This is a genomic window from Acinetobacter sp. 797_lipA (assembly GCF_058243025.1).
Genome location: NZ_JBZAYQ010000001.1, coordinates 2,222,025 through 2,237,707 on the forward strand (window position 1 = coordinate 2,222,025; position 15,683 = coordinate 2,237,707).

A 15,683-nucleotide genomic window follows, 5' to 3' on the forward strand; every position below is an offset into this window, starting at 1 on the left:
GAAATTAAAAAAGCTGCATCTTATACACTTCTCTAGTGCATTTGCGTTATACAATGGTGCCCGCTTAGTTTTATTTTCAGTTTACGGAAGTTGTGTATGTCACAAACAATTACCCTGTATGTCGATGGTGCTTGTCGTGGAAACCCTGGTCTTGGGGGATGGGGCGCGTACATTATTACAGAAACTGAAGAACATAAACTGTGTGGCGGTGAAGACAACACCACCAATAACCGTATGGAACTCACCGCGGCCATTGAAGGCATTCTTTTTTGCCCAACCGATGCGAAGTTGGTAGTCTGGACCGATTCAACCTATGTCAAACGCGGCATTACCGAGTGGATTACGGGTTGGAAAAACAAGAACTGGAAAGACGTTAAAAATCCAGATTTGTGGAAAAAACTCGACGCAGCCTGCCAAGGCCGTGATATCGACTGGCACTGGGTCAAAGGCCATGCAGGTCATGAAGGTAATGAAATGGCAGATCAATTGGCAAACCTCGGTGCCGATCAAACACAGGCTCAACTTCGTCAGTCTAAAACAGCGACAACAGAACCGTCTGTAGATAAAAAAAAAGTTGAACCAGACTGGTTGTTAAACGACCCTTTTGGTTTGGGTTTCGATAACGAAGAAGCCGATGACAGCGAAGATTTAACCGAAAGTGAAATAGACGTTGCAGAACAAAAGCCAAGTTTAGTCGCTGAACCAGAACTTGCTACAACGGTGCCTTCTATTGAACAAACGCCTGAAGTTGCAACAAGTGTGGATTTAACACAACTCAAACAACATCCACAAATTGTGATTACTCCACGTAAAGTTGAGGTCTTTGGGCCTCGACAGCTCATCCTCGATACAGAGACCACCGGTTTCTATTATCAAGATGGCGATCGCATTATTGAAGTTGGTGCGATTGAAATGGTGAACCGGAAGCTCACTGGCAGCTCTATTCATATCTACATCAATCCGAAAAAACCTGTAGGCGACTCTGAAAATGTCCACGGTATCTCTGATGACTTTTTAAAAGATAAACCGCTGTATCAAGAGATTGCAGACACTTTATTTGCCTATCTCAAAGGTGCGGAAATCATTGCGCATAATGCAAGCTTCGATATGAACTTCTTAGACATGGAGTTCAAGCGTGCAGGATTTGTTGCGCTTTCTGAAGTTTGTGCAGTGACAGATACCCTCGCGATGGCAAAATCTAAGCATCCGGGGCAAAAAAACTCACTCGATGCCTTAGTTCGCCGTTACGAAATTCCACAGCGTGACCGTACCTTCCATGGGGCCTTACTGGATGCTGAAATTCTAGCCGACGTTTACTTGGCTATGACAGGTGGTCAGGTTTCCTTTGATATGGATGCCCTGTCACATAGTGAACAACAAAATGGGCAAAGTCAGCGTCAAACACTGAATATTGAACTGGCGGTAATTCACCCTTCTGCAGAAGAGCTTGAAGCACATGAGACTTGGGTCAAACAATACCAAGAAAAACATGGCACACCCTGCCTTTTTGCCAAATAAATTCTAAAGTTTTTGTTAACTTTTGTATTACAAGATTTTTCAGTTAGGCTATAGTGATGAACAAGTTGCTATGCCTTCTTTGGGCCACATATAAACACGATAAAACACTAGGATAGGTGCAGATCAATGTCTTACCAAACCTCTATTCATTTTGATCCAACGGCGCTGCTGATAATAAAAAATGAAGTGGATAACTCCATTAAGCTGGTTGAATCAGCTGTGAGCACCTTAGCAGAAGATCAGACTTTACCTTTTGGGATTGATGATGCATTAAACCAATTTGAGCAATGTGCTCAAGTGCTTGCATTGATTGATATGTCGAGCTTGGCCAAAATTGCTGAATATTCCGCAGAGCTTATGCGCAAGATCATGGGGAATCCTGCACAGATTAATACGCAAGATGTGATTGCACTCAGCGAAGGCACGACCATGCTGAAGCGCTATATTGAGTTCATTTGCTTAAGAGAAGTGAAAATTCCACAGTTTTTACTCGATACCTTAAACCGTCTTGAAATTGCATTAGCAAAGCCTCTAACGCAAGAAGGTCAACACATCGAGTCCTTACTGGACTGTATTACCCCAGATTTCAGCCTCCCTCAAGCACCAAGTCTTGAAAAATCTCAATATGTTCACCGCTTGTACAAGCTGTCTTTAAGCCAAATGCTGAAACAAGAAGAAAGCGAACTTGATTTACAAGCAATGAAATTGGTGGGCACTTATTTAGCGGGTCTAGCAGAACAAACGCCGAGTAAACAATATTGGAACTTGGTCTATGTTGCACTCAATCAAATTGAACAATTGCTCATTAATGAACCACGTTTACGCACTTTGATTAGCATCGAACGTAACATTGCACAGTTCTTTACTGCGCCTGAACGTTTCAAAGCCAGCCTCACCGATCTTGCCAACATTCTCAGCCTATGTATCAGCCAAGAAGACGAAGTTTCTCAACACATCCGTGGCAAACTCAATATTGGCGATGACTTACTCACAGATACGCAGCTGCAAGTTTTCAGTCGTCATCTGTATGGCCCAGATTTCGACACGATGCATACCATTAGTGATTTGGTGACCACCGAAATGTCGCAAATCCGCAATGACATTGAGTACAACTATCAAAACATGACGCCTGAGAAAACCCAAGAGCTCCAAGCAAAACTGGTCGATTTGGCGAACATCTTCAAAGTATTGAACTTAAATGAAGCGCATAATGACTTAAACCGTCAAGCAGCATCACTTAGTCAAGCAGATATGCTGAAAGATGAAGGTTTTGCGCAGCAGTTGATGAACGTGATCTTGTCGGCAATGAACTCGATTGGCGTGTTAGAACGTCACCATACTTCAAGCCGCCTACAGCTTCGTGTGAACAACATGAATATTTCACTAGACCGTTTAGATGAAGCCCATGCTGCTTTATTGACTGAGGCTAAAACGTCTATTGACTTAAGTAGTCAAGCGTTGGCGCAATATCAGCAAGAACAAGATTTAACTGCCCTTGAGAATACTCCTGCACAACTACGTGAAGTTGCTGGCGCAATGCTGTTCTTAGGCGCTGAAAATGGTCAAACTGCTCTGAATCTTTCAGCAGATTTTGTGCAACAACAAATCACGGCTGAAACTGCGCTCACTGCCGCTCAGGTGAATCATGTACTTGATGCTCTCGCAAGTGCAGATATTCTGATTGATAACTTAAAAAACAAACAGCCTGTATTACACAGTATGTTTGATGTAGCATTGAACAGTAGCCAAAAACTAAAGACTGTTGCCTAATGTCAGAACTTTCACTTGCTTATATTTTCCACCAACAACAATTGTTGGTGGACCATAACTTTCAATTGCCTCGTGTAGAAAAGCTAGCAAGTGATTTAAGTTTTCACTCGGATGATCAAGTGATTGCCCGAGACCTGCTAGACAATGAGCCAATCCCTGATGGCTTAGAACTCATCCCAATTCGCCAGTTGCTTCCACTCTGGAGCACCAAACAATTCGAACAGGCCAGTCGAGCTATTCAACTGTTAGAATGGCGTCGCAATCATAAATTTTGTAGTCATTGCGGCCACGCCACAGAAGCGCATGCCAGCGAATATGCCATGATCTGCCCTGCCTGCGGTTATCATCAGTATCCACGAGTACAACCCTGTGTTATCACCGTCATTACACGAGGTGAAGATGAAATTCTGTTGGCAAAAAATGCGCGTAATACCCGCAGCAATATGTATGGTTTGATTGCAGGCTTTGTTGAAGTCGGTGAAACCTTAGAAGAAGCTGTACGCCGCGAAACCTTGGAAGAAGTAGGCATTCGAGTTAAAAATGTTCAATACTTAGCGAGCCAGCCTTGGCCTTTCCCAAGTAACTTAATGATTGCATTTAAAGCAGAATACGCATCGGGTGAGCTTTGCTTACAAGAAGAAGAAATCAGCGATGCCCAGTTCTTTAAGTTTGATCAATTGCCTGAAATTCCGTTCAAAGGCAGTATTGCACATGCCATGATCATGCATGCGACAGAAGGCACAACGGTCGCGGATGACACACGTGAGTGGCTGTAAGCTCACTCACCATCGCTACAACAAATACACTTTAAAACCTAATTAGTGCTTAAGCGCATCCTCGAGCGCCTGCATAATTTTTTGCTTGGTCGTGAAGTAACGACTAAACAAACTCGATACTGAACCAATCATTGAAATATGACCAATGCGTGGCACCGTCCAAAGTTGACTGTAGTTGCCTTTTTCTTTCAACCTACGATCCAAATCAACAGCATTGCTTAACCCAACAACATCATCATTCTCAGCAACCAACAGATAATGTTTAACCCTATTCGACTCGACGAAATAATATGGCATCACTTCTTGATAAGGTCTGTTCTGATCAAAAGCATCCGCACAAATTGGATCACCTTTATAGTCAAAATGATAAGGGCCTGCCAAACCAATAATAGCAGTAATTTGACTGCGGCATTGTATTTCATATGGCTTCGGATGATAGAGCGCAGACATCACATTAAACGCGCCCGCAGAATGCCCCATCAACACCACTTTTTCAGTCGAAATTTGATATTTAAGCTGATGTACATTGAGATAATTTAAAGCCAAGCTGAGATCATCAATAGAGGCAGGAAAAATATGCTCAGGCGCCAAGTGGTAGTTAATTACAGCCACATCAAAGCCCTCTTTGGCAAAGGCTTCACCAATAAAACGATAATCTTTTTTATCACCATGCATCCATGCGCCACCATGCACAAATACAATTAGAGGACGGTGTTCACGCGGTGTTTGCGTGCGAAAGAGATCTAAACGGTGTCGTGCGCGTAACCCATAAGCTACATTTTCTTGGACCGAATAACCCTTACGCGGTGTTAAACGGTTAAGGGCATAACTACCGACATCATAAATACGAAAGTCACGATAGAGTAATCTTGCATACTCTACCGAACGATTCAGTCTTTGAACAAAAGGCTGAAGCTTATTGAACATTATTTGGCTCAACTTGGTCTGGGTCTATCGCAACAGGCGTTTGCTCTGTCGGTGTTGAATTAATCATTGGTGATGCAAATGCACTGGTCGTTTGCGTCTGTTGCTCTATATTATCCACCAGTGTGATAATTTTAGTCACATTCCCCACTTGCTGTAACACTTGGTTTAAATCGGTAATTTCAGCACCATTTAAACGTCCCATCACATATAACACGCCATCTTCGGTGTGAATACGCACTTTCGCATCTGAAACAACAGCAGCTTTCATGATCAAGCCACGTGTATTTGCTGTAACTGAGGTGTCTTGCATGATGGTGCTATAACTAATTTGGTTTCCAACTGTAATGTAGTTATGCACGGTTTTGACGTCCGACATCGCCCGTACATTGTCTTCAGCCAATTGACGTAAGTGTTGATCGGGTACTTGTCCTGTTAATAAGACATTGCCATGAAAACTTTCGATATTGACACGTGACTGTTTAAAACGACTGTCCAATTTATATAAGTTAATTTTTGCAGTACGCTCAATTGAAGAGTCAATAAAGACCTGCCCTAATGAACGTGCACCGCTTTCTGTTCCTACAGCGGCTGTTCCTGTCCCACCCGAAATGAAACTTGCACATCCAGATAAACTTGCGACGCATAATACGGTCATTGCAATACGATTGAACACTCAGCAAGACTCCTCAACTTTTCAAACTATTTTAATTCAGCATTTCAGCTTTGATTTTGTTCAAAGATTAATAAAGTCTTGATCAAAAGTAAAAGCATTTTCTATCCATTGCTGATCATAAGTGAATTTTGAAAAATCTTGCTGTATGGTTTTTGCAATTTCTTTAAAAAAATCAAAACAAATCACATCAAAGCGGCAATAATATTGCTGGAAATGTGGATGATCTTGTAAAAATAACATCGCCGTTTTGGCTATTTTACGTTGTTTTGAATAGGAAATTGTTTCAATAGCCTGCGCAAAACGCGTTTTTGAGCGTGCTTTGACCTCAACAAAAACCAATTCCTGCCCTTTTTGTACAATCAGATCAATTTCACCAAAGCGCGAATGATAATTGGACTGCACATGAACATAACCCTGTTCTTCTAGCACAGTCAAAGCTTGTTGCTCTGCCCATTGTCCCAGTTTCATCTCTTTATCTTCCCTACTTCGTTTTTATTTTTTTAATCATCACATTTCGAAAAACTAAATATCGATCAAAAATCTCACGCCTTGATGCTTAAAACCGCTGCTGTGAGTCTCTCGAACCAATCAATTCATTTCATTCTACGTTTTAAAGCTTTCTTGGCGTTTAGATTTCAGTCGAATGTCTTACCAACTCCTGCAAATCCATCGCCGACAACATTCTAGCTCACGCCACGACGGACAATTCAGGTAGAATGCTTATCGCGGTATCGGTTGAATGCATCAAAGCACTCAAGCCAACCTATTATTTTATTATTTTGCAGCGCGGAGAAAACCCATGAGTGCCCAGTTATTTGTAGTCGCAACCCCTATTGGGCACTTAGATGACATGACTTACCGCGCAATTGATGTACTAAAATCAGTCAAAATCATTGCTGCTGAGGATACACGAACTTCGGCGCAATTACTGAAACACTTTAATATTCAAACACCGCTTACCGCATGCCACGATCATAACGAAAGCAACAAAATTGATATCCTCATTCAGCGTTTGTTGAAAGGTGAAGATATGGCGCTTATCAGTGATGCAGGAACACCTCTTATCAGTGATCCAGGCTTTAAATTGGTTCGTGCCGCACAAGAGCATAATATCCGCGTAATTCCTGTACCGGGCGCATGTGCTGCGATTGCTGCTTTAAGCTCAGTGGGCTTACCCAGTGACCGTTTCAGCTTTGAAGGTTTTGTGTCCTCGAAACAAACCCAACGACTGGCTAGTTTGGAAAAACTCAAAGACGAAACACAAACCCTGATTTTTTATGAAGCACCACATCGTATTTTAGACAGTGTCAGCGACATGGCCAAAGTCTTTGGTGCTGACCGCCCTGTCGGTTTTGCCCGTGAAATTACCAAAACCTTTGAGACCATCAAGAAGATGACTTTAGGTGAGTTGGTTGAATTTATTGCAAATGATCATCATCAACAAAAAGGTGAAATTGTGCTGGTCGTCGGTGGCGCGACCACTGAGAAAGATATGGCACAAGAAAAACTCGACCAGCTTTTAATGCGTCTCTTACAAGATTTGTCAGTGAAAGCTGCATCACAGTTAGCGGCTGATTTGACCGGCATCAAAAAGAAAATTGCATACCAACGCGCTTTAGAACTAACTCAAAATCAGGCTGAATAGGCTTCGGTAGCTTGAAATAAAAGTATTGTTATTGTTTTGAATGAAAAAATAAAGAGCAACAGACGTAAGTGCTTTGGCCTTTCTCTGCTGCTCTCCATGTTAAGCGGTTCCATGCGAACCGCTTAACTCAAATTATGTAGTTATGTCATTTAAAATTTATAAGCATGTGTATGGGTTGACTGATCGTCAGTTACAATCTCTATCGAATTAGCTTGCTTCTTGGTAAATACGACCGCCGGGTAGTTGGCAAAAGTATTGTTTCAAGGCATCCAAACAACGATGGATCTTCATCGGCTGTTGTTCATGCTTTGAAATGATGGCATATAGCGTAAAGTTAGGGAGCTTCCACTCTGGAAGAACTTCCACTAAAGAACCGTTAACCAATTCTTTTTGCACATCCAAATATAAAATACGTGCAACCCCATGCCCATGTTGACATAAAGTCTTTGTCACTAAAATATTATTACTGGCTACTCTTGATTTCATGTCAAGTTTAACCGCGTCACCTGTCACCACATTTTTAAAATCAAAATCATGATTATTTTTCATAATCGTGATCGGAATAAGATCATGATTTTTCAAATCTTCAGGTCGTGAAATTGGTGCAGACTGATTCAAATAGCTCGGTGAAGCAACCAAAATCTGTTCCACGCGCGCCAATGGCACGACATGTACGCTTTGATCGTCAACTGTTGGGCTCATTCTTAAGGCAATATCAATTCGCCCATTCATCAAATCCACATAATGATTATCTGCTTCAATATGAATAGATAATCCGCGATGTGCAGACATCCAATGCGACAAAGCAGGAATCACATGATTGGCACCTAACTCTGGCGTAGTGGCTATTCGCAGCTCACCCACGAGATCATCGCGCAATTCATTGATACGTATTTTGCCACGTTCAGCAGCGGCGAGCATTTCTTGACAGCTGTGGAAAAAAGCCTGGCCTGCTTCAGTTAAATTCAACTTTCTTGTTGAGCGATGTAAAAGAACAACTTCCATCTCTTGCTCTAAAGAACGAATTTGCTGACTCACAGCACTTGTAGTGATGCCTAACTCACGCGCGGCACCACTAAATGAACTCTTTTCAACAACACAAGCAAAAACACCCATTGCCCGTAGTTGATCTAACATAAAATTCTCTCTGGATTCATGAGAAGTTTTCATCTATTTGATAAAAACAACTCATTGTATTATACGGTGAATTTTTTGCGTTGCATCCAGATTTTTTAATTTAATGGTAAAACTATAGTCGGATTGATTGGCTTGCCATCTAAGCGTACTTGGAACTCTAACATGGTGCGCGTTGCACCTGTGGATCCCATTTCAGCAATTTTCTGTCCTGCCGTCACATTTTGACCGCTCTTCACATTCATCGCACTGTTGTGTGCATATGCTGTGATATAACCATCAATATGCTTAACCAAAATTAAGTTCCCATATTCTTTCAATCCGTCTGCTGCATACACCACTTGGCCATCTGCTGCTGCATAAATTGGATCACCTTGGTTACCAGCATAGCGAATACCTTTTACATTATTTGCTAAATTATAACCTTGCAAAACCGCGCCATTACTTGGTTTTACCCAGCGTAAAGTTGAACTTTTCGAGCTCGCAACAGGTGCGATCGGTACTTTAGCAGGAGTTGTTGTGGTTGTGGTGGTCGTATTTTGACTCGGGAGACCAACATTTTGACGTTGAATTGGAGCCGTTTGTGTAATAGGTTGCGTCGTAGTTGTTCGTGGGCTACCAGAGGCTTTTAAACGTAATGACTGCCCCACATAAATACGATACGGCGCAGCAATATCATTCATGTCTGCAACAGAGGTATAACTCAGCCCATAACGAGTTGCAATACCGCTCAGCGTGTCGCCTGAACGAACTGTATAATAGTCTGGTGCTTTCGCAAAACGTGTTGCATTGTTAACCTGTGGTTTAGAAGCACAACCACTCAAAATAACAGTTGAAACTACAGCAGTGGATAACACGACGGTTTTCAGTAGTGCTGTAGGAATTGCAATGAAACGAATTTGAGACAACACAGACATTTATCTTACTCTCTAAAAATACAAAAAATAATCAGTTTAATTTGCGCTAAGATTAGCAAAAAAGTATGTGAAAATAGTATCTCTGCGCGTATTTTCACAAAGTTATAACAAACAGCTGAATACATTCCTTGTATTGCTCAGCTGTAGCGCCTTTTAAGCACTTATTTGCCCTTGTAATGCATGCAAAACTTCATAGTTGGTTGCATCCATCTGAATAGGCGTAATACTGACAAAACCATTTGCCACGGCGAAAAAGTCTGACTCCACCTCATCATAGCCTCTTTTCGGTTCCGCCACAGCTTCACCTGCAAGCCCAATCCAGTACACTTGACGACCACGTGGGTCAACATGACTGGTAATCGGCTTAGACTGACGACGACGTCCTTGATAGGTAATTTTAGCGCCCTGTAACTCAGCCACATCTGGAATATTAATATTTAAAATATGGCGTGGTGGTAGTGCTGGCAAGCCTTGTTTCACAAAGTCATGCACCCACTGTGCCGCATGATGATAATCTTCTGGGCGGTTGTACGAACGGACTTCAGGGCCCGCAAGTGATACCGCAATGGCTGGCTGTTTCATTAGACGCCCTTCAAAGGCTGCTCCAACTGTACCTGAGTAGAGTACATCATCACCCAAGTTTGCCCCGCTATTGATGCCACTAACAACCAGATCAAACTCAAAGTCAAATAAGCCATTCATGGACAAATAGACACAGTCCGCGGGTGTACCATTGACTGCCCACATGTCGGATGCAATTTCGATTGGACGTAAAGGTCGATCTAAAGTTAAAGCACTGGAAAAACCACTGCGTTCACTTTCAGGTGCTACAATCACCACGCGACCTAATGGACGTAAAGCATGTGCGAGCGCTTGAATACCTGGTGCAAAAACACCATCGTCATTAGCTATTAAAATATTCACTGATGGATCTTCTTAAATCTATATTAATTTAGAAAATATATATAAATCTTTATTTAACTTTAAATTTAATCTATTTTAGTCTGTATTAGTTCGCACTAATCTGTCAAAAAAAACGGGGACTTTTGCGGGTAACTTAATGCTATCAGATACTAAAATAAAATCACTAAAGTCTAAAGAAAAAGTATATAGAGTGCTTGATGCAGAAAGGTTATACATTGAAGTTAGACCCACTGGCAAGAAAATCTGGCGATTCAAATATACATTAAGAGGAAGGAACGGTAAGTTTTGGTGAATATCCTATTGTTTCACTTGCAGAGGCCCGTGAAAAGAAAGATGAATCTAGGGCCTTGTTAAAAGACGATATAAACCCTGTTGATGAAAAAAGAAAAAGAAGGCAGAATCTGTTACGGCCTCATCCAATACTTTTACTGCTAACTGCATTCGCTAGTTCACTATCTACTGTATCACAGCTTATCTCTAAAACATTACTTATTTCACCTCCAACTTTACTCATGTTAATTCATCTATATTTATAAAAAATCAAAAAAAACTATTTTAAAAACCTAACCAAGCCTAAAACCGGCAGAGTAAAACTTGAAGTGCGACATAAACCACCTAATTAATTTAAAGGGTTTATGGAGTATATAAAATTGTCATACCATCATCTTAACTTTGAAGATCGTACTGCATTAATGCTTGAGTCAAGAAAAGAAGGCTTTTCAGCCAGAAAATTTGCTGAACTCATTAAAAGACATCCTAGTACGATCTATCGTGAGCTTAAAAGAAATAGCATCAATGACGTTTATCAAGCTCGATATGCTTCTGATAACACCTTCGCTAGACGTAGACGTGGTCACAGAAAACTCAAAATCGATTCAATCCTCTGGAAATTTATTGTTGAAGCGATCCGTTGTTTATGGTCTCCTCAGCAAATAGCAAAGCGTTTAAAGACATTTCCTGATTTGGATCAAACAATGAATGTAAGCCATACAACGATTTATTCAACGATACGCGCATTACCAAAGGGTGAGTTGAAAAAAGACTTATTATCCTGTCTGCGTCATGAAAATAAAAAGCGAAAAGCTAACGGTGAACCTAAAAAAGATTCTATATTACAGGATATTAAAACTATTCATGAGCGCCCAGCCGAAGTTCAAGAAAGAAAAATACCGGGTCATTGGGAAGCTGATTTAATTAAAGGTAAAGACAATAAAAGTTCGATAGCAACACTTATTGAACGAAATACACGGCTCTGTATCTTGGCAACATTACCTGATGCAAAGGCAGAATCAGTGCGCAAGGCTTTAACTGAAGCTCTGAAATATTTACCTGCAGAACTGCGTAAAACGTTGACCTATGACCGTGGACGCGAGATGGCAGAACATAAAATACTTGAAGAAGATTTAGGCATAGATGTATATTTCTGTGACCCACATTCACCCTGGCAAAAAGGCACATGCGAAAATATGAATGGTTTAATTAGGCAATATTTACCTAAAGGGATTGATTTAAATCAGGCAGATCAGCATTATTTAAATCAAGTTGCCATGTCACTGAATACTCGTCCTAGAAAAGCGTTAGATTGGCTTACACCATTAGAGAAATTTGCTCAGCTTGTTGATTATCATAAGACTTTTCAAACTGTCGCACCTCATGTTTGAATTCGCCCTAATATAAAAGCTTATTTTCAATAAAAAACACATCATAATACCCCCTTGCCTTTTAACCACAAAAATATTGAAGTTATTATTTAGAAGCAATTAATAGAAAAATAAACAAATCTTTTTTAAACAAGCTACTAATAAAAATATCTCCATCGAAAATAAAGTATAAAAATTCAAAAACCATTTAATAAAGTATCAATAGAGTTAAAATACATATAGCTTACTTTTAATTTTAAAGAGGAATACAAGAAATAATTTCTTGTATTCCTGTTATAAGATTGGGAGAACCAAGTTGATAATTTCACCCATTTCTTTGGATCTATTAATTTAAGTTTCGACTTTACTTATTTGAGCTTAGCCATTTGGTCGAGTCACAATCGGGAAAATTGAATCTGGACGTTTAAACATTGCAAAGAATTTTCCAATTTTCAGTGGATTACCTTTGACTTTACTGTCTTTAGAAAGCAGGACTTTTACCCCTTCTATTTGACCTGTAATCATTTTTAGATATAAGGGCTTGGTTAAGGTTAATGTAGGGCAATCCAATGCCAAATCTTTACTTTCATCATAACGCTTAAACTGCATGACTGAGTTTTCAACCCATAATGAAAAATGCTCTTTGGTATCCGACAAAACCAGATTGATACACTGGTTTTCATTTTTTAAATTTTCCACATCTAAATTTGTCGCCATAGCTTCAAGAAATCTTTCAGTTGGTGTATGAATCAATAAATCACTCGGATCAGAAGTATTTTGTAGGGGTACATTATTTTGTAGCTCTTGAGCGCCCACCAAAAAGAAATTACGCCAAGTTGAAGCCTCAGCAGCATAGCCCAATTGACGATAAGTATTCGCCAATAAGTCTTTTGCTTGTTGGTTTTGAGGGTTATTCAACACAATATGTTTTAAAATCTCGGCAGCCCATCTATAGTCAGCTTGAGCGTAGGCATCCCGCGCATTTTTCAATGCATTGTTCTCCCCACCTGCTAACTCAATATATTTTTTTGCAACAGCTTTAGGGGGTAATGGATCTAAATTGGAAGGATGGGCATCGAACCATCCCATATAATATTGGTATACTGCTTTTACATTATGTTTTAGGGTTCCATAATAGCCATGAGCATATAGTTTTTGATCAAGTGCCGCTGGAAGCTTAATTTTTTCGGCAATTTCAGCGCCATTAAAACCAGAGTTCATATATCTCACCGTCTGATCATGCGTGAACTTATAAACATCTCGCTGGGTTTTAATAAAATCTTGAATATTGTCATTGCCCCAGACAGGCCAATGATGCTGTGCAATCAATACATCGGATGCTTTGGCATGCTGCATTGCTTGGTCTAGATAGCCCACCCATTTTAAGGCATCACGGACTTTAGCACCCCGAAGGGTATAAAGATTATGCATGGTATGAGATAGAATTTCTGCGCCGTTATAAAGTTTCAATGATGGGATAGAGAACGTTAATTCTGCTGGTGCTTCTGAACCCGGCACGTTATAAAACACAAAATCCAAGCCATCAACCGTCATTTTCTGTTCTGGTTGAGTGATCAGTTGTGTAGGCTCAAGGATGCCCATTTTTCCCACAGCAACAGCCTTACCTAAACCTGTATCCACCAATCCTTCCGCATTTTTAGGTAGAAAAGTTCCATACATATAAGTCGCACGACGTATCATGGCTGAACCTGCCATCACATTTTCACTGGTCGCTTCTTCCATAAAGCCTTTTGGCGCAATAATTGGAGTTTTTCTAGCGTTAATTTCTTCGCTAGAAAGAACGCCTAATGCACCACCAAAATGATCGATATGGCTATGGGTAAAGATAATGGCTGAAATTTTTTGCTCACCTAAATGCTGTCTAGCAAATTTAAGTGCTGCTTCAGCCGTTTCTTTAGAGGTTAATGTATCCACAATAATCCAGCCAGTATCACCCTGAATGATGGTCATATTTGCCAAATCAAAACCACGAATTTGCCAAACTCGATCTGTTACTTTAAATAGCCCAACATTGTTGTTTAATTTTGCTTGTCGCCATAGAGTGGGATTAACGGTATTTGGTGCTTGATCTTGTAAAAAACTAAATGCATCAAAATCCCAGATAACATTGCCTTTCTCACTTTTAATTTGACCTGTTGGCTTGGCAATAAAGCCCTTTTGAGCCTGATTAAACTCAGTCATATCCTCTAAGTTATACTTCGCCTTATATGTATTATTTGATTCAATGACCGCTTTTTCTACTACAGTATTTGCTGCAAAAACAGAAAATGGCAGAATAAGCATCAATGAAACTGTTAAAAACTTAATTTTCATCTTCTTTCCTTTTTTTAAATAGAGGTGGTCCCACATGTTTGAACAACTAAAAGCTTATTTATAAGTGATACTCTGCTCTAGTTAAGCTACCTTATTTTGTTGTGGTAGCTGGTCATAGTAAAACTCATCTGGAGTCATTTTGTCCAGACTCGAATGAGGTCGTTTCAAATTATAAAATTCAAAATATGCGTTTAATTGCTTCTTCGCATCCAAAACATTGCTGTAGGCTTTGAGATACACCTCTTCATATTTAACGCTCCGCCATAATCGTTCAACCATCACATTATCAACCCATCGACCTTTACCATCCATGCTGATTTGGATGTCATTTGATTTCAATACATGGCAGAGTAAAACTTGAAGTGCGACATAAACCACCTAATTAATTTAAAGGGTTTATGGAGTATATAAAATTGTCATACCATCATCTTAACTTTGAAGATCGTACTGCATTAATGCTTGAGTCAAGAAAAGAAGGCTTTTCAGCCAGAAAATTTGCTGAACTCATTAAAAGACATCCTAGTACGATCTATCGTGAGCTTAAAAGAAATAGCATCAATGACGTTTATCAAGCTCGATATGCTTCTGATAACACCTTCGCTAGACGTAGACGTGGTCACAGAAAACTCAAAATCGATTCAATCCTCTGGAAATTTATTGTTGAAGCGATCCGTTGTTTATGGTCTCCTCAGCAAATAGCAAAGCGTTTAAAGACATTTCCTGATTTGGATCAAACAATGAATGTAAGCCATACAACGATTTATTCAACGATACGAGCATTACCAAAGGGTGAGTTGAAAAAAGACTTATTATCCTGTCTGCGTCATGAAAATAAAAAGCGAAAAGCTAACGGTGAACCTAAAAAAGATTCTATATTACAGGATATTAAAACTATTCATGAGCGCCCAGCCGAAGTTCAAGAAAGAAAAATACCGGGTCATTGGGAAGCTGATTTAATTAAAGGTAAAGACAATAAAAGTTCGATAGCAACACTTATTGAACGAAATACACGGCTCTGTATCTTGGCAACATTACCTGATGCAAAGGCAGAATCAGTGCGCAAGGCTTTAACTGAAGCTCTGAAATATTTACCTGCAGAACTGCGTAAAACGTTGACCTATGACCGTGGACGCGAGATGTCAGAACATAAAATACTCGAAGAAGATTTAGGCATAGATGTATATTTCTGTGACCCACATTCACCTTGGCAAAAAGGCACATGCGAAAATATGAATGGTTTAATTAGGCAATATTTACCTAAAGGGATTGATTTAAATCAGGCAGATCAGCATTATTTAAATCAAGTTGCCATGTCACTGAATACTCGTCCTAGAAAGGCGTTAGATTGGCTTACACCATTAGAGAAATTTGCTCAGCTTGTTGATTATCATATGGCTTTTGAAACTGTCGCACCTCATGTTTGAA

13 protein-coding genes and 2 pseudogenes are annotated in these 15,683 nt (G+C 40.1%); 7 read left to right on the forward strand and 8 right to left on the reverse strand.

All coding sequences use genetic code 11. The annotated features are described in order from the left end of the window. Window positions 1-96 precede the first annotated feature (96 nt). The 3 genes from dnaQ to nudC all read left to right on the forward strand — a co-directional run bounded on the left by dnaQ (window position 97) and on the right by nudC (window position 4,064). A complete protein-coding gene (dnaQ, locus tag AC4CU2_RS10895; RefSeq protein ID WP_490768831.1) occupies window positions 97-1,518 on the forward strand; it encodes a DNA polymerase III subunit epsilon in 1,422 nt (473 codons plus the stop codon). Between the two features lie 126 nt (window positions 1,519-1,644). Beyond that, window positions 1,645-3,288, forward strand: coding sequence for a chemotaxis protein (locus AC4CU2_RS10900; protein ID WP_490768832.1), 1,644 nt, complete (start codon window positions 1,645-1,647; stop codon window positions 3,286-3,288). After that, window positions 3,288-4,064, forward strand: a complete 777-nt coding sequence (nudC, locus tag AC4CU2_RS10905; protein WP_218287978.1) for an NAD(+) diphosphatase — start codon at window positions 3,288-3,290, stop codon at window positions 4,062-4,064. The genes AC4CU2_RS10900 and nudC overlap by 1 nt, the downstream gene beginning before the upstream one ends. 42 nt (window positions 4,065-4,106) lie before the next feature. Here the strand turns inward: nudC and AC4CU2_RS10910 are convergent, their stop codons facing one another. Genes AC4CU2_RS10910 through AC4CU2_RS10920 form a run of 3 tightly spaced genes read right to left on the reverse strand, consistent with a single transcriptional unit; the run spans window position 4,107 to window position 6,132 of the window. Then, entirely contained in the window at window positions 4,107-4,991 is an 885-nt protein-coding gene (locus tag AC4CU2_RS10910) for an alpha/beta hydrolase (protein WP_010326353.1), read from the reverse strand. Then, window positions 4,981-5,664, reverse strand: a complete 684-nt coding sequence (locus AC4CU2_RS10915; RefSeq protein WP_010326352.1) for a BON domain-containing protein — start codon at window positions 5,662-5,664, stop codon at window positions 4,981-4,983. Before AC4CU2_RS10915 ends, AC4CU2_RS10910 begins: the two co-directional genes overlap by 11 nt. Window positions 5,665-5,724: 60 nt before the next feature. Then, window positions 5,725-6,132: a YraN family protein gene (locus AC4CU2_RS10920; protein ID WP_005399780.1), complete on the reverse strand. Its 408-nt coding sequence runs from the start codon at window positions 6,130-6,132 to the stop codon at window positions 5,725-5,727. Window positions 6,133-6,463: 331 nt separating this feature from the next. On the opposite strand from AC4CU2_RS10920, the gene rsmI reads away from it, so the two are divergent. After that, window positions 6,464-7,309, forward strand: coding sequence for a 16S rRNA (cytidine(1402)-2'-O)-methyltransferase (gene rsmI, locus AC4CU2_RS10925; protein WP_490768833.1), 846 nt, complete (start codon window positions 6,464-6,466; stop codon window positions 7,307-7,309). Between the two features lie 207 nt (window positions 7,310-7,516). Here rsmI and AC4CU2_RS10930 read toward each other — a convergent pair whose 3' ends face one another. From AC4CU2_RS10930 to surE, 3 genes are all read right to left on the reverse strand, one after another. Next, window positions 7,517-8,446, reverse strand: a complete 930-nt coding sequence (locus AC4CU2_RS10930; RefSeq protein WP_151835919.1) for a LysR family transcriptional regulator — start codon at window positions 8,444-8,446, stop codon at window positions 7,517-7,519. Between the two features lie 95 nt (window positions 8,447-8,541). Continuing rightward, a complete protein-coding gene (locus tag AC4CU2_RS10935) occupies window positions 8,542-9,360 on the reverse strand; it encodes a peptidoglycan DD-metalloendopeptidase family protein (protein WP_151835920.1) in 819 nt (272 codons plus the stop codon). 153 nt (window positions 9,361-9,513) lie between these two features. After that, complete coding sequence (gene surE, locus AC4CU2_RS10940; RefSeq protein WP_087010648.1) at window positions 9,514-10,284, reverse strand: 5'/3'-nucleotidase SurE; 771 nt, start codon at window positions 10,282-10,284, stop codon at window positions 9,514-9,516. Window positions 10,285-10,420: 136 nt separating this feature from the next. Between surE and AC4CU2_RS10945 the strand changes: the two are divergent. Both AC4CU2_RS10945 and AC4CU2_RS10950 read left to right on the forward strand, forming a co-directional pair. Continuing rightward, window positions 10,421-10,717, forward strand: a pseudogene (locus tag AC4CU2_RS10945) (Arm DNA-binding domain-containing protein); the annotation flags it as partial. Window positions 10,718-10,919: 202 nt separating this feature from the next. Then, window positions 10,920-11,945 carry an IS30-like element ISAba125 family transposase gene (locus AC4CU2_RS10950; RefSeq protein ID WP_010326927.1) on the forward strand — a complete coding sequence of 342 codons (1,026 nt, stop codon included), beginning with the start codon at window positions 10,920-10,922 and terminating at the stop codon, window positions 11,943-11,945. Between the two features lie 357 nt (window positions 11,946-12,302). Here AC4CU2_RS10950 and AC4CU2_RS10955 read toward each other — a convergent pair whose 3' ends face one another. Both AC4CU2_RS10955 and AC4CU2_RS10960 read right to left on the reverse strand, forming a co-directional pair. Next, window positions 12,303-14,258 carry an alkyl/aryl-sulfatase gene (locus tag AC4CU2_RS10955; RefSeq protein ID WP_000693745.1) on the reverse strand — a complete coding sequence of 652 codons (1,956 nt, stop codon included), beginning with the start codon at window positions 14,256-14,258 and terminating at the stop codon, window positions 12,303-12,305. A gap of 81 nt (window positions 14,259-14,339) precedes the next feature. Then, a pseudogene (locus AC4CU2_RS10960) lies at window positions 14,340-14,600 on the reverse strand (integrase core domain-containing protein); the annotation flags it as partial. Window positions 14,601-14,656: 56 nt separating this feature from the next. Here AC4CU2_RS10960 and AC4CU2_RS10965 point away from each other — a divergent pair. Further along, window positions 14,657-15,682, forward strand: a complete 1,026-nt coding sequence (locus tag AC4CU2_RS10965; protein ID WP_004994718.1) for an IS30-like element ISAba125 family transposase — start codon at window positions 14,657-14,659, stop codon at window positions 15,680-15,682. The last annotated feature ends 1 nt before the right edge of the window (window position 15,683 follow it).